Source organism: Hydrogenophaga taeniospiralis CCUG 15921 (assembly GCF_001592305.1).
Lineage (GTDB): Bacteria > Pseudomonadota > Gammaproteobacteria > Burkholderiales > Burkholderiaceae_C > Hydrogenophaga > Hydrogenophaga taeniospiralis.
Genome location: NZ_BCWR01000005.1, coordinates 454,339 through 476,442 on the forward strand (window position 1 = coordinate 454,339; position 22,104 = coordinate 476,442).

Genomic DNA, 22,104 nt, shown 5'->3' on the forward strand with positions numbered 1-22,104 from the left:
CTTGCCGCTGTTTCGCCTTAAATAATACTTTCATATGCAACCCGTTTTCAGAACCGTCGGTATCGTGGGCACCGGTGCCATGGGTCGTGGCATCGCTCAAATGAGTGCACAGGCCGGCAGCGAGGTGCTGCTGTTTGACGCCCAGACCGGTGCCGCCGACGCTGCTCTGAGCGCGTTGCGGGACACTTGGCAGAAGCTGCTGACCAAGGGAAAACTGGGACAGACCGAACACGATGCCTGCGTGTCCCGCGTCCGTCTGGCCGACACCTGGGAGTCCCTGGCCCCTTGCGATCTGGTGGTCGAGGCCATCGTTGAAAAACTCGACGTCAAGCAGCGCCTGTTCGCCGATCTGGAGAACCTGGTCGGCCCTAAAACGGTGCTGGCCAGCAACACCTCGTCGCTGTCGATCACAGCGATTGGCGCCGGGCTCAAGAGGCCCGGCCAACTGGCTGGTTTTCACTTCTTCAATCCTGTTCCCCTGATGCGGGTGGTGGAAGTCATTGCGGGCCTGAAGACGGACGCCGTCGTGTGCCAGCAACTCACGGACTACGCGCGCCAGTTCGGGCACACCCCCGTATCGGCACAAGACACCCCGGGCTTTATCGTGAACCACGCTGGCCGGGGCTACGGCACCGAAGCATTGCGCGTGGCGGGTGAAAAAGTGGCCGACTTCGCCACCATCGACCGCATCCTGAAAGACCAGGCGGGTTTTCGCCTCGGCCCGTTTGAACTGATGGACCTGACCGCGCTGGATGTGTCGCACCCGGTGATGGAATCCATTTACCACCAGTACTTTGAGGAACCCCGCTACCGCCCGAGCGTGATCACCGCCCAGCGCCTGGCTGGCGGGGTGGTGGGCAAAAAGGTGGGCGAGGGCTTTTACAGGTACGACAACGGCGCGGCGCAGATGCCTGCCGATCCGCCCGTTCCCGAGGTGTCGGCGCTGCCGCCGGTCTGGGTGTCGCCCAAGGCGGCCCGGCGCGCCGAGCTCTACCAGTTGCTGAAAAATCTGGGGGCCAGCATCGAAACCGCGGCGGCGCCCTCGGCCGGCGCGCTGATTCTGGTGGCGCCACTCGGGCTGGATGTGACCACGCTGGCCGCCGTGGAGCGGCTGGACGCCACCCGCACCATCGGCATCGACATGATGCTGGACGACGCATCAACACGCCGCCGAGTGCTGGCCACCAACCCGGCCACCCGCCCCGACATGCGCGACGCCGCCCATGCCCTGTTTGCCCGCGACGGCAAGGCGGTCAGCGTGATCCGCGACAGCGGCGGCTTCGTGACGCAGCGTGTGGTGGCCACCATCGTCAACATCGCCACCGACATGTGCCAGCAGGGCATCTGCTCACCGGCCGACCTGGACGTGGCCGTCACGCTGGGACTGGGCTACCCCATGGGGCCGCTGGCCCTGGGTGACCGCATCGGCCCCACCAATGTGCTGGAGATCCTGTTCAACCTGCAGACCGTGTATGGCGATCCCCGCTACCGCCCGTCGCCCTGGCTGCGCCGACGCGGCGCCCTCGGTCTGAGCCTGACGCACGAGGAGGTGTAGCCACTCCTGCGCACGCGACATCTCAACGATCTCTGAACCCGCTTTACACCTCATGACCGCCAGCCTCAAAAGCCACAGCCATGGCCAGACCATGGTGCTGACCATCAGCAACCCCGAGCACCGCAACGCCCTGGGACCGGACCTGTACGCCGCTGGCGTGGAGGCGCTCAACGTGGCCGAGAACAACCCGGAGGTGCGCAGCGTCGTCATCACCGGAGAGGGCAACCACTTCTGCGCCGGCGGCAACCTGCAACGGCTGATGGACAACCGCCAGCAGCCGCCCGAAGTCCAGACGCAGAGCGTCGAAGGTCTGCACAACTGGATCGAGACCATCCGTGCCTTTTCCAAACCGGTGGTGGCGGCCGTTGAAGGCTCGTGCGCGGGCGCCGGCTTTTCGCTGGCGCTGGCCTGCGACCTCGTGGTCGCGGCGCACAACAGCGTGTTCGTCATGGCCTACAGCAACGTGGGCCTGTCGCCCGACGGCGGGGCCACCTGGAGTCTCATGCGCGCCCTGCCCCGCGCCACCGCGCTGCAGTTGCTGATGGGCGGCGAGCGCATCAGCGCCGAGCGGCTGCAGCAGCTCGGCGTGATCAACCAGGTGAGCGCCCTGGGTGAGTCGCTGAACGACGCGCTGGCGCTGTGCGAACGGCTCAACACCCGCGCGCCCAATGCGCTGGCCAGCATCAAAGAACTCGCCAACGAAGCGATGACCGGTTCGCTGCACGCCCAGCTCGGCGCCGAGCGTGACCACTTCGTGCGCAACCTGCACCATGCGAACGCGGGTGAAGGGATCGCGGCTTTCCTCGAAAAGCGCCGCGCCAACTACCTCTGAGCCACGCGCCGCCGTCCGGCGACCGCAAGGACACTTGCGGGACACGGCTCATGCAAACCCTGATGCCCGCCCTGGTCGCAGTGGCGACAATGGGGCACACCCCCAGTCACTCATAAGACAGCCGATGGACGAACCGATTCTGACAATGGAAGAACGCGAGGCGATCAACAGTGGTCGCTGGTTCAGCAGTCTTTCACCTTCCCTGCGTCACGACATACTCCGATGCGCCTACGTCAAGCGATTCAAGGATGGCGACCTCATCGTCGCCCGCGGCGATCCGCCCACCGAATGGACAGCGGTCGCCAAGGGCGCGGTGCGCGTGAGTTCGACCTCGCTCTCGGGCAAGCAGATCACGCTGACCTACGTGGAGCCGGGCGTGTGGTTTGGCGATGTGGCCATGTTCGACGGCGACCAGCGCACGCACGATGCCTACGCGCATGGCGCCACCACCCTGCTCTGCGTGGCCCGCAACGACTTCCAGAAGATTCTCGGCATGCACGTGGAGCTGTACGAAGCATTGATGCGGCTGCAGGCGCGCCGCATCCGCACGCTGTTCGGCCTGGTGGAAGACCTCAACACCCTGCCCCTGCGCGCTCGGCTGGCCAAGCAGCTGCTGCACCTGGTGCGCAGCTACGGCGTGCCCTGTCTGTCGGACGGCAACGAGATGCGCATCGGCCTGCAGCTGGCGCAGGAAGAACTGGCGCAGCTGCTCGGTGCTTCGCGCCAGCGCGTCAACCAGGAACTCAAGTCGATGGAACGCGAAGAAGCCATCCGCATCGAACAGGGCGGCCTGGTGGTGCGCAACCGCGACATGCTGATGCGCATCGCCGAAGCCGAATCCTGAACCGCCGGTCCCGCCCCGCGGCCGAGCCCATCGTTTCCGCGCAGGGTTGCGCGTGCCCGAACCCCACCGAGACCCGCGCATGAGTGATTCCCAGAGCTTCACCGGCACACGTGCCGTTTCCGGACAACACGCTTTTGATGTCGCGGCGCTGCAGCGCTGGCTCGCGGCCCACCTGGACGGCTTTGCCGGCCCGCTGACGGTGGAGATGTTCAAAGGCGGGCAATCCAACCCGACCTACAAGCTCATCACGCCGCAGCGTGCCTACGTGATGCGCGCGAAACCCGGCCCGGTGGCCAAGCTGCTGCCCTCGGCCCACGCCATCGAGCGCGAATTCCGCGTCATGAGCGCGTTGCACGGCACGGGCGTGCCAGTGGCGCAGATGCACGTGTTGTGCGAAGACGAATCGGTGATCGGCCGTGCCTTCTATGTCATGGAGTGTGTGGACGGCCGCGTGATGTGGGAGCAGTCCCTGCCCGGCATGGGCCGCGAGCAGCGAGGCGCCATCTACGACGAGATGAACCGCGTCATGGCCGCGCTGCACACGGTGGATCCGGTGGCCGTCGGTTTGGAGGGCTACGGCAAGCCCGGCAACTACTTCGAGCGCCAGATCGGCCGCTGGAGCAAACAGTATGTGGCCTCCATCACCCAGCCGATCCCCGAGATGGACCGGCTCATGGCGTGGTTGCCGCAGAACATCCCCGCCATGGCGCGCGACGAGTCCCTGGTGTCGGTGGTGCACGGCGACTACCGGCTCGACAACCTGATGTTCCACCCGACCGAGCCGCGCGTGCTCGCGGTGCTGGACTGGGAGCTCTCCACCCTGGGTCACCCGCTGGCCGACTTCAGCTACCACTGCATGTCGTGGCACATCCCGCCCGGCGCGTTCCGCGGCATCGGCGGCCTGGACCTGCAGTCCCTGGGCATTCCCACCGAAGACGACTACATCGCGCTCTACTGCGAACGCACGGGCTTTGCCACGCCGGAACAGCTCAAGGCCGACTGGAACTTCTACCTCGCCTACAACCTGTTCCGCCTGGCAGCCATCCTGCAAGGCATCGCCAAGCGGGTCGAGACGGGAACCGCCTCCAGCGCGCAGGCCGTGTCGTCCGCCGCGGGCGCCCGGCCCCTGGCCGAAATGGCCTGGCGCTTCGCCGGCGCCGTCTGACCCCTTTTCTGTTCAAGCCCATCCCCACTGGAGACACGATGAATTTCGACTACACCGACAAAGTCAAGGACATGCGCGAACGCCTGCTGGCGTTCATGGACGCGCACATCTATCCCAACGAGGGCCGCTTCTTTGCCGAGATCGCCGCGAACCGTGCCCAGGGCAACGCCTGGCTGCCCACCAAGATCATCGAAGAGCTCAAACCCAAGGCACGCGCCGCGGGCCTGTGGAACCTGTTCCTGCCGCGCAGCCCGCGCGCGCCCGAGGGCCTGTCCAACCTGGAATACGCACCGCTGTGCGAGATCATGGGCCGCGTGCCGTTTGCCGCCGAGGTGTTCAACTGCTCCGCGCCCGACACCGGCAACATGGAAACACTGGAGCGCTACGCCAGCGAGGACATCAAGGACGAGTGGCTGGAGCCGCTGCTCAAGGGCGAGTTCCGCTCCGCCTTCCTCATGACCGAACCCGAGGTGGCTTCGTCGGACGCGACCAACATCCAGTGCCGCATCGAACGCGATGGCGACGACTACGTGATCAACGGCCGCAAGTGGTGGTCGTCGGGCGCGGGCGATCCGCGCTGCGCCGTCTACATCGTGATGGGCAAGACCAACCCCGACGCACCGCGCCACTCGCAGCAGTCCATGATCGTGGTGCCCTCCAACACCCCCGGCATCGAGGTGGTGCGACCGCTGACGGTGTTCGGCTACGACGACGCGCCGCACGGCCACATGGAGGTGGTGCTGAAGAACGTGCGCGTGCCGGCGCGCAACCTGCTGCTCGGTGAAGGCCGTGGCTTCGAGATCGCCCAGGGTCGCCTCGGCCCGGGCCGCATCCACCACTGCATGCGCTCCATCGGCGCGGCCGAACGCGCGCTCGAACTCATGTGCAAGCGGCTCAACAGCCGTGTCGCCTTTGGCAAACCGATCTCGGCCCAGTCGGTCTGGCACGAACGCATCGCCGACGCCCGCTGCCGCATCGAGATGGCGCGCCTGCTCACGCTCAAGGCCGCGTACATGATGGACACGGTGGGCAACAAGGTGGCCAAGGCCGAAATTGCGATGATCAAGGTGGTGGCGCCCAACATGGCCTGCGACGTCATCGACATGGCCATCCAGGCGCACGGCGGCGGCGGCGTGAGCGACGATTTCCCGCTCGCCTACAGCTACGCCAACCAGCGCACCCTGCGCCTGGCCGACGGCCCGGACGAGGTGCACCGCCAGTCGATCGCCAAGCTGGAGCTGGCCAAACACATCCTGATCAAGGCCGAGGTGGACATGCCGGTCACGCGCGGCTGCTGAAACCGCCCGCGCTGACCCAACTCCCGGAGCCCTACGGCAGAGCCATCGCCTGAGCGCACGCCTGCTCGAACAGTTCGAGCGCGTGCAGCACGCTGCCGGTGGGGTTCTTGCCCGGCACCTGCATGCGCAGATAGGTTTTGCCGCGCATGAGCATCAGCAACACCGGTGTCTGCGCATCGACGCCCCCCTCCGGCCATGCCATCAACCGGGCCACCATCGCGTCATCGACCCAGTACCTCGCGGTGTCAGCCGCATCGGCCAGCACCGCGTAGCGGGCCCAGAACGCGGGGTCCGGCCCCTCCCAGCCCAGGTCTCGGTACATGGACACCCAGCGCATCTCCTCGGGCAGCGGCTCGGTCACGGTCTGCAGCTCGTCCGTGACCTGCTCGTAAAAACGGTGGGCCTGCTCGGTCAATTGCAGCTTGAGATGGCGGTTCATCAGCACCACGGTCGCTGCCGTGTCCAGCGCCAGTTCGGCCCGTGCCGAGATCTCCCGCCCGCGGATGAACGGTCGCGCGGGCGGACCGTATTCCACCCGCAGCGGCCGGCCGAGCAGCATGCCGCCGAGGGCGAAGCCGCCCTCGGGCATGTGCGTGAAATTCAGCGAACGCGCTTCGGACCAGCTCTGCACCGCATCGGTCGAAAGCCCGTCGCTGCCTGCGCGCAGCAGATTCTGAAACCGCTCAAACATCGCCAATGGTTTTCCCGTAAAGTCGTTCGGGCGGACAAACAACCACCCCATCAAAAGAAAGAGGCACGCGACCCATGATCGACGTCTACTCCTGGCCCACACCCAATGGGCACAAGGTTCATATCATGCTGGAAGAATGCGGGTTGCGCCTGGGGCGGGACTGGCGAGTCCATCCCATCAACATCGGCCGGGGCGATCAGTTCCAGCCCGAGTTTCTCAAGATCAGTCCCAACAACAAAATCCCCGCGCTGGTCGACACCGAGGGGCCCGACGGAAAGCCCATCAGCCTGTTCGAGTCGGGCGCCATCCTGCTCTACCTGGCCGCCAAGACCGGCAAGTTCCTGCCCAAGTCAGACCGGGCCAAATTCAAGGTGCTGGAGTGGCTGATGTTCCAGATGGGCGGCGTCGGCCCCATGCTCGGCCAGGCGCACCACTTCCGCATCTACGCTCCAGAAAAGATCGACTACGCCATCAACCGCTACACCAACGAGGCCCGGCGCCTGTATGGCGTGATGGACAAGCAGTTGGCCGATCACAAGTACATCGCGGGCAACCAGTACACCGTGGCCGACATCGCCATCTTCCCGTGGCTGCGCAGCTGGCAGAACCAGGGCATTGACTGGGCCGACTACCCCCGGCTGAAAGACTGGTTCGACCGCATCGCGGCCCGGCCGGCCGTGGCGCGCGGCGTGGCCGTCCTGGCCGGTGCGCGCCAGCCACTCACCGACGACAAAGCGCGCGACGTGCTGTTCGGACAGACGCAGTACAAGAAACACTGAACAAAAATCCATGGCCCGGCCGGAAGCGGGTCCGCCAGCGGGTACAATTCGCCGCTTAGTCGGAGCGTAGCGCAGCCTGGTAGCGCATCTGCTTTGGGAGCAGAGGGTCGCGAGTTCGAATCCCGCCGCTCCGACCATTGATCGAAAACAAAAGGGCCCACGATGTGGGCCCTTTTTGTATCGGCTGTCACCCGTCTGCCCGTAGCTCAACCGGATAGAGCAGCTGCCTTCTAAGCAGCAGGTCGGGGGTTCGAGTCCCTCCGGGCAGGCCACTTCTGTGCGAGCAGCGTCCACGCGAACGCGCTCGCCGCCCCCTCCCCAATCTCTTCATTCCCCCCGCTGGAACGTCGCGTCGTCTGATTCCTGCGTGCGCTCGTGCGCGCCATTCCGTGCAACACACCGAGGGTTTTCACGGGGCTTCAAACCCCACCTCATGCAATATAGTGCATCAACCGAGCCACTCACAGGCGGCATGGTTCGACCAGTGGAATGCAATATAAATCACCAAGTGGTATGCCCCACAGGCACCGAAACCGACGCCATTCATGCATCAATAGTTTAGATATCAAGTACGGGTAATTCACTATCCCCAAGACCACACCGCCCGCATACAGTGATCCGACCCTTGAAACCACCCACCAGGAGAACCCCCATGACCACCCGCCGTCTTGTCCTCACCCGCAGTGCCGCCGTGATCGGCGCCGCCTCCAGCGGCTTGCTGCTGCCGCAGATCGTCCGGGCCCAGTCCGACAAGGTCCGCGTGGGCTTCATGCTGCCCTACACCGGCACGTTTGCGCAGCTCGGTGTGGCCATCGAGAACGGCTTCCGTATGGCGCTCAACGAACAAGGCGGCAAGCTCGGCGGCCGTGAAGTGGAGTTCTTCAAAGTGGACGACGAGTCCAACCCGGCCAAGGGCATCGAAAACGCCAACCGCCTGGTGCAGCGCGACAAGGTCGACGTGCTGGTGGGCACGGTGCACTCGGGCGTGCAGATGGGCATCCACAAGGTGGCACGCGACAGCGGCGTGCTCAACCTGATCCCCAACGCCGGCGTGCATGTGGCCACCCGCGCGCAGTGCGCCCCCAACGTGTTCCGCACCTCGTTCAGCAACTCCCAGCCCACGCTGGCGCTGGGCAAAGCCATGATGGAACGGGGCCACAAGAAGGCGGTCTGGATCACCTGGAACTACGCCGCTGGCGAAGAAGCCTATGAAGGCTTCGAGCAAAGCTACACCGCCGCGGGCGGCACCATCGTCAAGAAGCTCGGCCTGCCCTTCCCCAACGTGGAGTTCCAGGCCCTGCTGACCGAAATCGCTTCGCTCAAGCCCGACGCCGTGGCCTGCTTCTTCGCGGGTGGTGGCGCCGCCAAGTTCCTGCGCGACTACGCTGCCGCCGGGCTGAACAAGAACATCCAGCTCTACGGCTCGGGTTTCCTGACCGAGGGCGTGCTCGAAGCCGCCGGCCCGGCCGCCGATGGCGTGCTGACGACCATGCACTACAGCGACTCGCTGGACACGCCGCGCAACAAGAAATTCCGCCTCGACTACGCCAAGACCTTCAAGGCCCAGCCCGACGTGTACGCCGTGCAGGGTTACGACACCGGCCTGCTGCTGGTCAAGGGCGCCAACGCGGTCAAGGGCGACCTGTCCAACAAGAAGGCGCTGTACGCGGCCATGGAAGGCGCGACCATCGACAGCCCGCGTGGCCAGTGGACCATGAGCAAGGCCCACAACCCCATCCAGGACATGTACCTGCGCAAGGTGGAAAACAAGGAAAACAAGGTGATCGGCGTGGCACAGAAGGCCGTGGCCGACCCGGCCACCGGCTGCAAATTGAGCTAACCCCCCGCGCTGCCTTCGGCATCACCCCCCAGGGGGTGATGCCAGCCGCCCGGCAAAGCCGGTTCGGCGGCATCCTTGACCTTTCGGGTCTGCCATGGACTTTGCCAATTTCCTGATTCAACTCCTCAACAGCCTGCAATACGGCCTGTTGCTGTTCATGCTGGCCGCCGGCCTCACCCTGATCTTCGGCATCATGGGTGTGGTCAATCTGGCCCATGGCAGCTTCTACATGCTGGGCGCCTACCTCGCCTGGTTTCTGGCTTCGCAGTTCGACAGCCTGGTGCTGGCCATCGTGGTGGGCACGCTGCTCGCCGTGGCTCTGGGCTGGGCGCTGGAGTGGCTGCTGTTCCGCCACTTCTACCACCGCGACCACCTCGATCAGGTGCTGCTCACCTTCGGCCTGATCTACATCTTTGAAGAGGTGCGCTCCATCCTCTGGGGCGACGACGTGCACTCGGTGCCCGTGCCCGAACTCGTGAACTGGTCCATCCCGCTCACGGAAAACCTGTCCTACCCGGTCTACCGGCTGGTGATCTCGGCGGTCTGCGTGGCGCTGGCGCTGGGCCTGTACCTCCTGATCTCGAAAACCCGCCTCGGCATGAAGATCCGTGCCGGTGCCTTCAACCGCGAAATGACCGAGGCGCTGGGCATCAACATCCGCCTGATCCACGGCGTGGTGTTCGCGCTTGGCGTGGCGTTGGCCGCCATCGCCGGCATGATCGCCTCGCCCATCTCCAGCGTGTACCCCGGCATGGGCAGCTCGGTGCTGATCATGTGTTTCGTGGTGGTCGTCATCGGCGGCATCGGCTCGGTGCGTGGCGCGCTGGTGGCCGCGCTCATGGTGGGCCTGGTGGACACCTTCGGCAAGGTGCTGCTGCCACAGATCGCCGGCATGGCCGTCTACATGCTGATGGCCGGCGTGCTGCTCTACAAACCTGAAGGCCTGTTCAAACAATGAGTTCGCCCAAAGCCCAACTCGAAAAACTGCCACGCAGCGTGCAGGTGCTGCTGGCGCTGGGTGCGGTCGCGCTCGCCGCGTTTCCGCTGGTGCCCTCCGACAGCGCCGACTTCTACCTGCAGATGCTCTCGCAGATGATGATCCTGGCGATCTTCGCCATGAGTCTGGACCTGCTGCAGGGCGTGAGCGGCCTGGTCTCGCTCGGCCACGCCGCCTACTTCGGCCTGGCTGGTTACGCGCTGGCGTTCCTGACCCCGGCCGATGCCCCCATCAGCCTGTGGTGGGCGCTGCCGGTGTCGGCGCTCGGCGCCGGGCTGGCGGCCCTGGTGATCGGCTTCTTCGTGGTGCGCACGCACGGCATCTACTTCATCATGGTCACCATGGCCTTCGCGCAGATGGTGTTCTTCCTGTTCTTCGACAACAAGGAGCTCGGGGGATCGGACGGCCTGTACGTCAACTTCCGGCCCGACGCGACCCTGTTCGGCTGGGCCGGCATCGACCTGGAAAACAAGACCACCTTCTATTACTTCACGCTGGCGATGCTGGTGGCCGTCTATGCCTTCCTGCGCCGCCTGCTGTTCTCGCCGTTTGGCCGGGTGCTCGCGGGCATCCGCGTCAACGAACACCGCATGCGTGCGGTGGGCTACGGCACGTTCGGCTACAAGCTCGCCGCCTTCACGCTGGCGGGCACCCTGGCCGGCGTGGCCGGGTTTCTATGGGCCGCGCAGACCGGCTTCGTGAACCCCGATCTCATGGGTTTTCACATGAGCGCGCACGCCATCATGATGGTGATCCTGGGCGGCATGGGCAACTTCGCCGGGGCCATCGTGGGCGCCTTCGCATTCGAATACGTGATGCACTTCTTCAAAGACCTCACCAAACACTGGCAACTGCTCATGGGCAGCTTCATCGTGCTGGTGGTGGTGTTCGCGCCGCGTGGCCTGCTCGGCCTGAGCGAGAAGTTCCAGCGTCGCGGTGGGGGGAACAACGATGAGTGACCTCCTGCTCACCGCCCGCAGCCTGACCAAGCGTTTCGGTGGCCTGGCCGCCGTGAACGACGTGTCGGTGGATCTGTTTCGCGACCACATCCATGCCGTGATTGGCCCCAACGGCGCGGGCAAGTCCACCCTGACCAACCTGCTCTCGGGCGACCTGCCCCCCACCTCGGGGAGCATCACGCTCAACGGCACGGAAACCGCCGGCCAGAGTCCGGAGCGCATTTCGCGCCTGGGCCTGGGCCGCAGCTACCAGAAGACCAACATCTTCCTGCCCTTCACGGTGTGGGACAACGTGCGGCTGGCCGCGCAATCGCGCGAGCGCCACTGGCCCTGGAACCCGCTGCGCTGGATCGGCTCGGCCCAGGCCATGGCCGGGGTCAACCAGCGCTGCGAGCGTGCCATCGAGCTCGCTGGCCTGACGCACCGCAGCCAGACCGCGGCCGGCACCACCAGCCATGGCGAGCAGCGCCAGCTCGAAATCGCCATGACCCTGGCGACCGAACCCACCGTGCTGCTGCTCGACGAACCCCTGGCCGGCATGGGCCAGGCCGAGGCCGAAAGCATGATCGCCCTGCTGCAGAAGCTGAAGAAGGACCACGCCATGATGCTGGTGGAGCACGACATGGACGCCGTGTTCTCGCTGGCCGACCAGCTCACCGTGATGGTCAATGGCCAGGTGATCGCCAGCGGCACGCCGGCCGAGGTGCGCAGCGATCCGCTCGTGCAAGCGGCGTATCTCGGAGAGGACCACGCATGAAAGCCACGCCGCTGATCCAGGCCTCTGGCCTGCACACCCACTACGGCGCCAGCCACATCCTGCGCGGCGTGGACTTCACCGTCGACCAGGGCCAGACCATTGGACTCATGGGCCGCAACGGCATGGGCAAGACCACCCTGCTCAAGTCGCTCATGGGCATCGTCAAGCCCAGCGGTGGTGGCGTGCTTATCAAGGGCCGGCCCATGACGGGCGCCTCCACCTTCGAGATCGCACGCGAAGGCATCGCCTACGTGCCCGAAGGCCGCGGCATCTTCGGCAACCTCAGCGTGAAGGAAAACCTGGTCATGTCGGCCCGCGCCGGCTGCAAGGGCCAGCGCGACTGGACCTACGACCGCGTGCTGGAGACCTTCCCACGCCTGGCCGAGCGCCTGAACCACGGCGGCCAGCAGCTCAGCGGCGGTGAGCAGCAGATGCTGACCATCGGCCGCGCGCTCATGACCAACCCCGACGTGCTGATCCTTGACGAAGCCACCGAAGGCCTGGCGCCGCTGATCGCGCGCGAAATCTGGCGCATCTGCGGCCTGATCCGCGAAAGCGGTATCAGCAGCGTCATCGTGGACAAGAACTGGAAACACGTGACCCAGATCACCGACCGCAACGTCATCCTCGTCAAGGGCGAGGTGGCGTTCGAAGGCAGTTCGGACGAACTGCTGTCAAAGCCAGAATTGCTGGAGCAGTACCTCGGGGTGTGAAGCCGCGCCATGCGGCTATAGTGCGGCGAGCGATTCTTGGTCCCAAGCCAGGGACGACATGGACCTGGATGTGCCCACCGGCTTTGCTGCATCCGTCATGACTGATGAGTCGTCTACATCAAAGTCAGCCTCATGAAGTGCCTCGTCGTCATCGCCCACCCCAGCACCGACAGTCTGTGTCATTCGATGGCACAGTCCGCCATTGCCGCCTTGAAAGCGGGCGGCCACGAGGTCATGATTGAAGACCTCTACCTCTCTGGTTTTTCTCCCGCCTTGACAGTCAATGAACGCCAAAGCTACTACAGCCCGGCGTTCGACTCTGCCGCTGTCCAAGATCAAATCGACCGTTTGCTGTCCGCCGAAGCCCTGGTGCTTGTTTTCCCCACTTGGTGGTTTGGCTTTCCCGCCATCCTGAAAGGGTGGTTTGATCGCATCTGGGCACCCGGCATTGCATACGATCACGCCACCGATCTTGGCGCGATCAAGCCACGGCTCCACAACCTGCGAAGTGCATTGGCCGTTACGTCTCTTGGCTCGCCGTGGTGGGTTGACCGCTTGCTTCTCTGGCAGCCTGTGAAACGTGTGCTCAAGACGGCGCTGCTGGGCACTTGTGCGCCCCGCTGCCGGTTCGAGATGTTGTCGCTTTACAAAGCAGAATCGCTCACCCAAGTCGGGGTCCAATCGTTTTGCTCGCGTGTCGAGCGCGCAATTGGCAAATGGACTTGACTGCTCGCCATCTGTCAGCGACCCCTCCGACCGGGCAATAGGAGCTGCGGCGATATTCGCCCGCTTACAGCAACGGTCGCAGTTCCCTCGCGGCGTCCAGCAGAAGCGGCAGCAAGTCCTGGCGCATGGCCGCCGACTCCAATCGGTCGGGCGACGCCACCACGTTGAGCGCTGCCACTGTTTTTCCTTGCATGTTGCGCAGCGGCACGGCCAGCGCGTGCACGCCGAGTTCGTGTTCCTCGCTGGCCACGGCGTAGTCGTCGGCCTTCACCTGTGCCACGACCGCGCGAAACGCCTTGTGGTCGATGATGGTCTTCGGCGTCAGCCGCGCCAGTTCGCGGCCCTTGAGCCAGGCGTTGAATTCGGCGCGTGGCAGCGCGGCCAGCAGCACACGGCCAGTGGAGGTGGCGTGCACCGGCAGCCGCGCGCCCAGGTGCAGGCCGTAGGCCATGAGGCGCTGACCGCCGATGGACACGCTGCGCGCCACGATCACCACCTCGTCGCCATCGAGCACCACGGCGGAGAACGACTCGCGCGTCTGCGCCGCCAGCCGGTTCAGCGTGGGCTGCAGCAGGCGTGGCAGCCGGGCCGAAGAGAGGTAGCTGCCCGAAAACCGCAGCACCTTGGCCGAGAGCCAGTAGTGGCTGCCGTCGGTGTCCAGATAGCCCAGGTAGGCCAGCGTGAGCAGGTGGCGGCGGGCGGCCGCGCGGGTCAGGCCGGCGCGCTCGGCGGCCTGCGTGGCATTGAGCCGCTGGCGTTCGGTGTCGAAACTCTCCAGCACGGCCATGCCCTTGGCCATGCCTTCGATGAAGTCGGCCTTGGCGATGACTTTCGGTTCATTGTTCATGCTGCGCGATGATCGCACAAGACCACTGATGATCGCGCAGGTATCGACTTCATCCATTGAAAACCCGATGGCTTCTACCTATTCTGCAGACTCCTTCAACCACATTTTTCGCCCACCCGCCACGCCAGAGGCTGTCAATGCCAGGGAACCGCCGAACCGGCTTTGCCGGGCGGCTGGTTCCGCCCCCTTGAGGGGGTGACGCCGAAGGCGGCGCGGGGGTGAACCCACTCACATGCGTACCCAGGTTGCCATCATCGGTGCAGGCCCCTCCGGCCTGCTGCTCGGCCAGTTGCTGCACAAGGCCGGCATCGACGCCATCATTCTGGAGCGCCAGACGCCCGACTACGTGCTCGGCCGCATCCGCGCTGGCGTGCTGGAACAGGTGGCCGCCGACCTGATGGACGAAGCGGGCGTGGGCCAGCGCATGCATGCCGAAGGCCTGGTGCACAGCGGGTTCGACATGCTGTTCAACGGCGTGCGCCACCGCATCGATCTGGAAAAGCTCACCGGCGGCAAGAAGGTCATGGTCTACGGCCAGACCGAAGTCACCCGCGATCTGATGGACGCGCGCGCAGCCGCCGGCCTGCCCACGGTCTACGAAGCCGCCAACGTGCAGGTGCACGACTTCGACACCGCCAAGCCGCGCGTCACCTACGAAAAAGACGGCCAGACCCACTCCATCGATTGCGACTTCATCGCCGGCTGCGACGGCTTTCACGGCGTGTGCCGCGCCAGCGCGCCGCGCTCGGCCATCACGGAATTCGAGAAGGTCTACCCCTTTGGCTGGCTGGGCCTGCTCTCGGACACGCCGCCGGTGCACCACGAACTGATCTACGTGAACCACCCGCGGGGTTTTGCCCTGTGTTCTCAGCGCAGCCACACGCGCAGCCGCTACTACTTGCAGGTGCCGCTGACCGACAAGATCGAACAATGGAGCGACGACGCTTTCTGGGCCGAACTCAAGCGGCGCCTGGACCCCGAAGCCGCCGACAAGCTGGTCACCGGCCCGAGCTTGGAAAAGAGCATTGCGCCCCTGCGCAGCTTCGTGACCGAGCCGCTGCGCTTTGGCCGCATGTTCCTGGCGGGCGACGCCGGCCACATCGTGCCGCCCACCGGCGCCAAGGGCCTGAACCTGGCCGCCACCGACGTGAAATACCTGTCGAATGCCCTCATCGAGTTCTACCAGGACAAGACCGAGGCAGGCATCGACAATTACTCCGAACGCTGCCTCAAGCGCATCTGGCGCGCCGAGCGCTTCTCGTGGTGGTTCACGTCGATCATGCACAACTTCGATGGTGAAGGCGCCATCAACGGCAAGCTGCAGCAGGCCGAACTGGACTACCTCATGCACTCGGAAGCGGGCCTCAAGACCATCGCCGAGAACTACGTCGGCCTGCCGCTGAATTTCGGCGAGTAGACGACCCACCCCCGCGCCGCCTGCGGCGTCACCCCCTCAAGGGGGCAATGCGAGTGGCCCGGCAGAGCCGGTTCCACCGCATCCTGGGTGACGTCACGTCGTGCCGGCGGTGGCGTTTGCGTTGGCACCGGGATTTCGCCGCAGCGTTGTCGCGCTCGCGCTTCGAAGCGACCTGACCAGGCGGTACATTGACGTAAACGTCAACCGGTAACGCCATGTCCTCACCCGCCCCCTCCCCGATCAAAGCTCTCAAGCCGCTGCGCGCCGTGCGCGTGCTCAGCCTCGCGCTCAACCTGCCCGGGCCGGCCGCGTTCATGCGCCTCAAGGCCATGGGCGCCACCTGCATCAAGGCCGAGCCGCCCGGCCCCAAGGGTGCGCCCGCAGGCACCAGCGGCGACCCGATGGGCCAGTACAACCCGACCGCCTACGCCACGCTGCACGCGGGCATCAAGGTCCTGAGCATCGACCTGAAGACCGACAAGGGCCAGGCCCGGCTGCACCGGGAACTGGCGCGCACCGACCTGCTGCTGACCTCGTTCCGCCCCTCGGCGCTGGCCAAGCTGGGCCTCTCCTGGAAGGCGCTGCACAAGGCCTACCCGCAGCTCTCGGTCGTGGCCATCGTGGGTGCGCCCGGCGCGCGCGCCGAAGAGCCGGGGCACGACCTGACGTATCTGGCCGACGCCGGTCTGGTGACGGGGCTGGAGCTGCCGGCCACGCTGTTCGCCGACATGGGCGGCGCGCTCATGGCCTGCGAGGCGGCCCTGAAGGCCGTGCTGGCGCAGAAAACGAGTGGCAGGGGTTCGTTCCAGGAGGTCGCGCTCTCGGACGCCGCCGCCTGGCTCGCCCTGCCCCGCGACTGGGGCCTGACCCTGCCCAGCGGCTCGGTGGGCGGCGCCCATGCGGGCTACCGCGTCTACCCCTGCCAGGATGGCCGTGTGGCCGTGGCTGCGCTGGAGCCGCACTTTGCCGCGTCCCTCTGCGCAGCCGCAGGCGTGGCCATGGCCGATGTGCGCACGATGTTCCGGCCCGAGGTGCACACCGCCATCGCCCGCTTCCTGGCCGGCCAGACGCGCCAGCAGCTCGACCAGCTCGCCGCCGCCCATGACATTCCCTTGCACACCTTGCCGGCCTGAACGCGCATGTCAGGCGGGTGCCGCGAGCCCGGCTTCACCCGTCTTTGGCAAGGGCCAGGCCCGGCCTGCCGTGCCGGTGGGCTGCGGAAAGCGGATGGTTTCGGGCTCGTGGTGCGACCAGACTTCCCGCCCCATCACGAACACCTTGCTCTCGCCAGTGCGCAGCGCGCGCCAGGGTTCGTCCAGCGTCAGGGGTTCGGTGGCGATGATGACCATGCAGTCCACTTCGCCATTGAGCGCGCCCAGGTCCATGCGGATGTCGCAGTCCACCAGCCGGGCCATGGGGAACGGATGCGCTCGCTCCAGGCTGGCCAGCTGGCTGGAGCAGTGGGCGTACAGCGCATCGCCGTTGGTCAGCAGGTAGTTGAAGTTGCCGTAGCGCGCCACCTCGCGGTTGAGCCGGGCCAGCACTGGCGCCAGTTCGGTCCATTCCGGCGGACGCAGCCGGTCAGCGAAGGTCTGCCGCAGGCATTGCATCAGGTAGCAGAACGCCTTCTCGCTGTCGGTGTTGCCCACCGGCAGGAAGCCGCCGTCGAGTGCCGGATGGAAGTTGCGCAGATCGCCGTTGTGGGCGAAGAACCAGTTCTGTCCCAGCCACTCGCGGGTGAAAGGATGGGTGTTGGCCAGGCTCACGGTGCCCTGCGTGGCCTTGCGGATGTGCGAGATCACCGTGCGCGACTGGATCGGGTAGCTGCGCACGAATTCCGCCAGCATCGACTCGCTCGCCGGCCGGTCGTCGAGAAACATGCGCGAGCCGGTGGGCTCGTAGAACGCGATGCCCCAGCCGTCCACATGGTCGGCGGTGCAGCCCCCACGCTGGGCAAACCCGGTGAACGAAAACCGGATGGACGCGGTGGTGTTGCAGCTCATGCCCAGCAGTTGACACATGTCGATGCGCTCCCCGGGCCGCTCACTCGGCCAAGGCGAAGTTCACGGCCGCCATGGCGTGCAGCGCCGTGGTGTCGAAGGTGGGCAGGCAACTGTCTTTTGGCCCCACGATCAGCGGCAGTTCGGTGCAGCCCAGCACCACGCCCTGGGCGCCACGTGCCTTGAGCGACGCGATGCAGGCCGAGAGCCAGGCGCGCGATGCGGGTGGCAGCTGGCCCTGGCACAGCTCTTCGAAGATGATGCGGTGGATCTCGATGCGCTCGGCCTCGTCGGGGATGACGCAGCGGATACCGCGCGAAGCCAGCCGCTCCACGTAGAAGTCCTGCTCCATGGTGAAGCGCGTGCCCATAAGGCCCACCGCGTCCAGCCCCTGAGCCAGGATGGCGTCGGCGGTCACATCGGCGATGTGCAGCAAAGGAACGTCGGACGCCGCTTGAACTTCTGGCGCCAGCTTGTGCATGGTGTTGGTGCCGATCAGCAGGCACTGGGCACCGGTCTCCTGCAGACGCCGCGCCGCCTGGCGCAGGATGTCGGCCATGCCCGACCAGTCACCGGCGCGTTGCCGTTGCGCGATGTCCTGGAAGTCCAGGCTCACCAGGTTCAGGCGGGCGCTGCTGAGGCCGCCCAGGCGACGCGCCACCTCGCGGTTGATCAACTGGTAATACAGGGTGGTCGATTCCCAGCTCATGCCGCCGATCAGGCCAATGGTTTTCATGCGTGCTCCAAAGCGTGTTGTGAATGCTGGGAGTGTGCGTGGACGGACGCAGAACCGGCTTGCCTTTCCAGCGCAGGAAATGGCCTAATGGGGAAACTATTTCTACAAAATCACATGAAAAAGAAACTGGATGCGATTGATCGGCAGATTCTTACGATCCTGCAGCGCGACGCCGAAACCCCGCTGGCCGATCTGGCCCAGGCGGTGAACCTCTCGTCCACGCCTTGCTGGCGGCGCATCCAGCGGCTGCGCGAGCATGGCTTCATCACCCGCCACGTGGCGCTGGTCGACCCGCGCAAGATCAACCTCGGCGTCACCGTATTCGTGGCGGTGCGCACCAACCAGCACAGCCAGGCCTGGTTCGAGGGCTTTCGCGACACCGTGCGCGACATCCCCGAGATCGTCGAGTTCTACCGCATGAGCGGCGACGTGGACTACCTGCTGCGTGTGGTGGTGCCCGACATCGCTGCCTACGACGCGGTCTACAAGCGCTTGATCCGCTCGGTCGAGCTCTCGGACGTGAGCAGCAGTTTCGCCATGGAGGAACTGAAGTTCACCACCGCCCTGCCGCTGGACTACGCGGACTGACCCGCGAGCCGAAGCCTCGGCCGCTCATCGCATGGGCTCGGGCGACACCACCTGTCGGGCCCAGGCTGGCAGCGGGTCGGCCTGCCACACCAGCTCGCCGCCGCGCAGCCGCGCCACCAGCCGCGGCGGCTGAAACACCTGGTCGGGCGGCAACGAGGTGTCGTAGAGCAGCGCCAGATCGGCTCGCCGCACCGCCACGCTCAGGTGGCGCACCGTGCGCGGGTAGCGCGCCAGAATGCGCTCGGGCGGCACGGGGTGGCCGCCCTCCTCCACGCGCTGGCTCACCCTGCCCAGCAGTTGCTGCGGGTCGTCCACGCACACCACGAGTAGCACCACGCTGAACCCGGCGCGCCTGGCCGCGGCCATCAGATCAAGCTTGGAGGTGTGGGAAAACACCGTCTCACTGGCGAACGAGCGGCCTTCGGCCAGACACTGCACCCGCCGCGCATCGGCCCATTGGCGCGCCTGGCGCGAGCGTTCGGCGGCGTCCACCACATGCTGCAGATGGTCCGCCTCGTGCAAGTCGGCGTTGACGAATTCGGCGTTGGCGGGAATCAGGCCCTGGGCCACCGCGCTGCGGTAGAGCGTGGACTTTCCCGCGCCGTTGGGGCCGGCCAGCAGGTAAAAAACCGGAGCGGCCAAAGGATCGCGGCGTCAGGCTGCGCGGCGGGTGGGCGCGGCTTTCTGGCGGTTGGCCAATACGGTGTCTCGCACCGCCTGGGCCAGGCGGCCGGTGGATTCGGCGGCCATAAAGCGCGCCTCGATGGCGTCAAGAGACTCGTCTGCTGGAGCGCGGTGGCGGGCGTCGTAGAGCGCAATTGCCTCGCGCGCCTCCTGCACGGTGAGGCCGGTTTCGTCGGCAATGCGCCCCAGGGTGGCCCAGTATTCGATCTGGCCCGCAATCGAACGGCGCTGCGGCTGGGCCGCTTCTCGGGCCTGCTGCACCAAGGCGGTGGGCAGTTTCACGGATGCAAACGGGCTGGCGGCGGTGGACATGGCAAGACTCCTGTTTGGCGCATTTTGCGCCATTTCAGCCCATTTGACCACCCTGCGACGGCCGGGTTCAGGGTTCAGTCGTCGCGGCCGAACATCCGCGCGAAGAAGCCGCGCTTCTTTTTCAGTTGCAGCTCACGGATCAGCTCTTCCTTGATCTGTGCCTTCATGTCGGCTTCGCCGTGGCTGACGTTCTTCAGATAGACCTTCACCGCATCGGCGTAACTGCGGTCGTCGTTGCGGATGTGGTTGAACAGCCAGCGCGAGAGCATGGCGTGCAGCTCGGAGGCCACGTCTTCGCCCGCCTCGAAGCGCATGCGGTATTCGCCCACCTTGCGCGTGAACAGATCGTGCACCTTCTTGTGCGGGCCGGCAAACATGTAGCCGGCGTCCGCCATCAGGGACTCCTCGAACGCAAAGTGCGACAGCGTGTAGTCCACCATTTCGTCGATCACCGCGCCCACGGCCTCGCGGTCGTGGTGGTCGCGGGCGTCGTAGAGCTGGTTGATGTAGTCGACGATGCGCTTGTGCTGCCCGTCGATTTCACGGATGCCCGTTTCAAGATCGGGCGTCCAGTTCAGATGTGCCATGGAAAATGTCCCCAAAATGGGCGACAGGTGTCGCCCGAAAGTAACGAATTGTGTGAGAGAACCCGTTGCGACGGGGGGGAATCAGCACAGTTCATGACATATCTCAAGCCTTCGCGCACGGCAAGATGCCGTCCATCAGAACACGCGGCTGATCTTGAATCCTTTGGATTCCAAAAGGGCTGGCAGCCCCTGTGGCCCCACCAGGTGCAAGGAACCCACCGCCGCGAACACGCTCACCTCGGCGTGCAGCCGCTCGATCGCCTCGGCCATTCCGGGGTTGCGCCCGCCCACCAGGCGGGCAAACACCTCCCGGTCGGTCGGCGTGTTCAGGCAGTCACACCAGTCGGCGTAGGCCTCCAGGTCTTTCAGGTCGCGACTGGCCCAGGCCTGCGCCAGTCGCTCCAGGCTGCGCACGGCCTGGGGGCGCTGCAGCTCGGCCAGCATCTCGCGCACCATGGTGGTGGCCTCTTCGTCGTCGCGCGCCAGCAGCGCCGAGAGCTGCGTCTGCACCGACTCCAGCCCCACCACAGGGCGCTGGGCACGCAGGCTGTGCATCAGCAACACCGACTCCGCGCCATACAACGAAAACAGCCCCTGGCGCTGCGCCTGCGCCACGGCCAGCAGGGTGGCGTGGTACTCCGCCGCCCCCTGATCGAGAGCCGCCGCCGGCAGGCATTCGGCCGCCCAGGCCGAGCGCAGCGACTGCATCAGTTCGGCCGGCAACGACCGCGCCGGCCCCTGTGCAGTGGCGCGCAAGGCATCCAGCACCGCCGGATCGGTCACGTTGACCTCCAGCGCCAGCAGGCCCGTACGAGCCAGCGAAGCCTCTGCCCGCGGCCCCAGCGCAAACCACTCCGGCCGCCCGGCGTGAATGGTCCCGTACAGAAAGGAATCGCGCCCGTCGCGGCTGATACGCCAGAGAAACCCCCGGTCGGTCGCCTGCCGCTGGGCCTTCTGCATCAGCTCGCGGCTGGGGGGTGAGGGTTGGGGTGGGCAGGAGGCGGCATCGGCAGGCGCCGCCATGGCCGGGATCGCTGAGCACAAGGCGGCGAATGCCGCGGTGGCAGTGAAGCGGCGCCAGAAAATGGATCGATAGAACATCGTCGGATTGTCGGTGTAGCGCCGTAATTTACAATTTGTAGCAGTCTCGGTTAATTCATTTTTTCAAGGAGGGTATTCGTGAATCGTTTGTTCAAAATTTTCCTGGCGTCGGTGGGGGCTTCCGCCCTGGTGGCTTGCGGCGGGGGCTCTGACGACCCCGTCGACATGTATGTCGGAACGTGGCGATCTGCCTGCTTTCCTTACGTTGCCAACAATGGCAACACATACTTTGCAAGGGACACCTCCAGTTTTACAAAAGCCTCATCCACATCACTGAACGCGACTCGCTCCGACACGACCGCCTACTCCGACTCCGCCTGCAACAACGTATTGGCTGCTATTTCCAATGGCCCAAACGCAACAATCCAACTGGGACCAAAAGCCAGTTTTTTAGGCGCAGAAGTGGACACGATTAGCATGGCCTTTCCCACGGAGACCCATGTCGGCTACATGACAGCCAATGCGACGCAGCTATTCATCATTGCGGAACCGCCAGATGTCATCCCGAGCGGCTGGGGTATAGGATCGCCCTACACCAGAATGGAATCCAAGCAGGCGTCAGCGTCTACGCTGACCAAGACCATGGAGAGCAACGATCACTTGGCTCCTGCAAAACCACTGGGGGCCTACTTCAGATAACCGGCCAAAGCCACGGGGGCATGTGCTCGGAGCGCGT

Annotated in this window: 24 protein-coding genes and 2 tRNA genes; 18 read left to right on the forward strand and 8 right to left on the reverse strand. The window is 65.4% G+C overall.

Annotation, left to right across the window (positions count from 1 at the left end; all coding sequences use genetic code 11):
- Positions 1–34 precede the first annotated feature (34 nt).
- The 5 genes from HTA01S_RS08650 (at position 35) to HTA01S_RS08670 (ending at position 5,694) form a co-directional block, all read left to right on the forward strand.
- Positions 35–1,555, forward strand: a complete 1,521-nt coding sequence (locus tag HTA01S_RS08650) for a 3-hydroxyacyl-CoA dehydrogenase (RefSeq protein WP_068169368.1) — start codon at positions 35–37, stop codon at positions 1,553–1,555.
- 52 nt (positions 1,556–1,607) lie between these two features.
- A complete protein-coding gene (locus HTA01S_RS08655) occupies positions 1,608–2,387 on the forward strand; it encodes an oxepin-CoA hydrolase, alternative type (protein WP_068169371.1) in 780 nt (259 codons plus the stop codon).
- Positions 2,388–2,511: 124 nt separating this feature from the next.
- Positions 2,512–3,231, forward strand: coding sequence for a Crp/Fnr family transcriptional regulator (locus HTA01S_RS08660; protein ID WP_068169374.1), 720 nt, complete (start codon positions 2,512–2,514; stop codon positions 3,229–3,231).
- A gap of 79 nt (positions 3,232–3,310) precedes the next feature.
- Positions 3,311–4,396, forward strand: a complete 1,086-nt coding sequence (locus tag HTA01S_RS08665) for a phosphotransferase family protein (RefSeq protein WP_068169377.1) — start codon at positions 3,311–3,313, stop codon at positions 4,394–4,396.
- Between the two features lie 38 nt (positions 4,397–4,434).
- Positions 4,435–5,694 carry an acyl-CoA dehydrogenase family protein gene (locus tag HTA01S_RS08670; protein ID WP_068169380.1) on the forward strand — a complete coding sequence of 420 codons (1,260 nt, stop codon included), beginning with the start codon at positions 4,435–4,437 and terminating at the stop codon, positions 5,692–5,694.
- 31 nt (positions 5,695–5,725) lie between these two features.
- Here HTA01S_RS08670 and HTA01S_RS08675 read toward each other — a convergent pair whose 3' ends face one another.
- A complete protein-coding gene (locus HTA01S_RS08675) occupies positions 5,726–6,391 on the reverse strand; it encodes a hypothetical protein (protein ID WP_157572026.1) in 666 nt (221 codons plus the stop codon).
- 68 nt (positions 6,392–6,459) lie between these two features.
- Between HTA01S_RS08675 and HTA01S_RS08680 the strand changes: the two genes are divergently transcribed.
- The 9 genes from HTA01S_RS08680 to HTA01S_RS08720 all read left to right on the forward strand — a co-directional run bounded on the left by HTA01S_RS08680 (position 6,460) and on the right by HTA01S_RS08720 (position 13,156).
- Positions 6,460–7,164: a glutathione binding-like protein gene (locus HTA01S_RS08680; protein ID WP_068169384.1), complete on the forward strand. Its 705-nt coding sequence runs from the start codon at positions 6,460–6,462 to the stop codon at positions 7,162–7,164.
- A 60-nt stretch (positions 7,165–7,224) separates the two neighbouring features.
- Positions 7,225–7,301: transfer RNA gene (locus HTA01S_RS08685), tRNA-Pro, on the forward strand.
- Positions 7,302–7,359: 58 nt separating this feature from the next.
- Positions 7,360–7,436: transfer RNA gene (locus HTA01S_RS08690), tRNA-Arg, on the forward strand.
- Positions 7,437–7,816: 380 nt separating this feature from the next.
- Positions 7,817–9,004 carry an ABC transporter substrate-binding protein gene (locus HTA01S_RS08695; protein ID WP_068169388.1) on the forward strand — a complete coding sequence of 396 codons (1,188 nt, stop codon included), beginning with the start codon at positions 7,817–7,819 and terminating at the stop codon, positions 9,002–9,004.
- Between the two features lie 94 nt (positions 9,005–9,098).
- Positions 9,099–9,962, forward strand: a complete 864-nt coding sequence (locus HTA01S_RS08700) for a branched-chain amino acid ABC transporter permease (RefSeq protein ID WP_068169391.1) — start codon at positions 9,099–9,101, stop codon at positions 9,960–9,962.
- Positions 9,959–10,960, forward strand: a complete 1,002-nt coding sequence (locus HTA01S_RS08705; RefSeq protein ID WP_068169394.1) for a branched-chain amino acid ABC transporter permease — start codon at positions 9,959–9,961, stop codon at positions 10,958–10,960. The genes HTA01S_RS08700 and HTA01S_RS08705 overlap by 4 nt, the downstream gene beginning before the upstream one ends.
- The gene (locus tag HTA01S_RS08710) at positions 10,953–11,717 is read left to right on the forward strand and encodes an ABC transporter ATP-binding protein (protein WP_068169396.1); all 765 of its coding nucleotides are present in this window, start codon (positions 10,953–10,955) and stop codon (positions 11,715–11,717) included. Before HTA01S_RS08705 ends, HTA01S_RS08710 begins: the two co-directional genes overlap by 8 nt.
- Entirely contained in the window at positions 11,714–12,430 is a 717-nt protein-coding gene (locus HTA01S_RS08715; protein ID WP_068169398.1) for an ABC transporter ATP-binding protein, read from the forward strand. Before HTA01S_RS08710 ends, HTA01S_RS08715 begins: the two co-directional genes overlap by 4 nt.
- A 132-nt stretch (positions 12,431–12,562) precedes the next feature.
- Positions 12,563–13,156, forward strand: coding sequence for an NAD(P)H-dependent oxidoreductase (locus HTA01S_RS08720; protein ID WP_068169401.1), 594 nt, complete (start codon positions 12,563–12,565; stop codon positions 13,154–13,156).
- A 64-nt stretch (positions 13,157–13,220) separates the two neighbouring features.
- On the opposite strand, the gene HTA01S_RS08725 is transcribed toward HTA01S_RS08720, so the two are convergent.
- Positions 13,221–14,003, reverse strand: coding sequence for an IclR family transcriptional regulator domain-containing protein (locus HTA01S_RS08725; protein ID WP_068169668.1), 783 nt, complete (start codon positions 14,001–14,003; stop codon positions 13,221–13,223).
- A gap of 232 nt (positions 14,004–14,235) precedes the next feature.
- Between HTA01S_RS08725 and pobA the strand changes: the two genes are divergently transcribed.
- The gene (pobA, locus tag HTA01S_RS08730) at positions 14,236–15,420 is read left to right on the forward strand and encodes a 4-hydroxybenzoate 3-monooxygenase (RefSeq protein ID WP_068169404.1); all 1,185 of its coding nucleotides are present in this window, start codon (positions 14,236–14,238) and stop codon (positions 15,418–15,420) included.
- Positions 15,421–15,635: 215 nt separating this feature from the next.
- A complete protein-coding gene (locus tag HTA01S_RS08735) occupies positions 15,636–16,553 on the forward strand; it encodes a CoA transferase (protein WP_068169406.1) in 918 nt (305 codons plus the stop codon).
- A gap of 9 nt (positions 16,554–16,562) precedes the next feature.
- Here HTA01S_RS08735 and HTA01S_RS08740 read toward each other — a convergent pair whose 3' ends face one another.
- Together HTA01S_RS08740 and HTA01S_RS08745 are read right to left on the reverse strand one after the other, a co-directional pair.
- Positions 16,563–17,441: a class II glutamine amidotransferase gene (locus HTA01S_RS08740; RefSeq protein ID WP_084235954.1), complete on the reverse strand. Its 879-nt coding sequence runs from the start codon at positions 17,439–17,441 to the stop codon at positions 16,563–16,565.
- Between the two features lie 22 nt (positions 17,442–17,463).
- Complete coding sequence (locus HTA01S_RS08745; RefSeq protein WP_068169408.1) at positions 17,464–18,156, reverse strand: aspartate/glutamate racemase family protein; 693 nt, start codon at positions 18,154–18,156, stop codon at positions 17,464–17,466.
- Positions 18,157–18,282: 126 nt separating this feature from the next.
- Here HTA01S_RS08745 and HTA01S_RS08750 point away from each other — a divergent pair, with 126 nt between their 5' ends.
- Entirely contained in the window at positions 18,283–18,744 is a 462-nt protein-coding gene (locus tag HTA01S_RS08750) for an Lrp/AsnC family transcriptional regulator (protein WP_068169670.1), read from the forward strand.
- 24 nt (positions 18,745–18,768) lie between these two features.
- Here the strand turns inward: HTA01S_RS08750 and HTA01S_RS08755 are convergent, their stop codons facing one another.
- From HTA01S_RS08755 to HTA01S_RS08770, 4 genes are all read right to left on the reverse strand, one after another.
- Positions 18,769–19,386, reverse strand: coding sequence for an AAA family ATPase (locus tag HTA01S_RS08755; protein ID WP_068169411.1), 618 nt, complete (start codon positions 19,384–19,386; stop codon positions 18,769–18,771).
- A 12-nt stretch (positions 19,387–19,398) separates the two neighbouring features.
- A complete protein-coding gene (locus HTA01S_RS08760; protein WP_068169415.1) occupies positions 19,399–19,740 on the reverse strand; it encodes a TA system antitoxin ParD family protein in 342 nt (113 codons plus the stop codon).
- A 74-nt stretch (positions 19,741–19,814) separates the two neighbouring features.
- On the reverse strand, positions 19,815–20,327 hold the full coding sequence (locus HTA01S_RS08765) for a bacteriohemerythrin (RefSeq protein ID WP_068169416.1): 513 nt from the start codon (positions 20,325–20,327) through the stop codon (positions 19,815–19,817).
- Between the two features lie 135 nt (positions 20,328–20,462).
- On the reverse strand, positions 20,463–21,428 hold the full coding sequence (locus tag HTA01S_RS08770) for a TraB/GumN family protein (RefSeq protein ID WP_068169419.1): 966 nt from the start codon (positions 21,426–21,428) through the stop codon (positions 20,463–20,465).
- A gap of 78 nt (positions 21,429–21,506) precedes the next feature.
- Here HTA01S_RS08770 and HTA01S_RS25185 point away from each other — a divergent pair, with 78 nt between their 5' ends.
- Complete coding sequence (locus HTA01S_RS25185; RefSeq protein WP_157572027.1) at positions 21,507–22,067, forward strand: hypothetical protein; 561 nt, start codon at positions 21,507–21,509, stop codon at positions 22,065–22,067.
- Positions 22,068–22,104 lie beyond the last annotated feature (37 nt).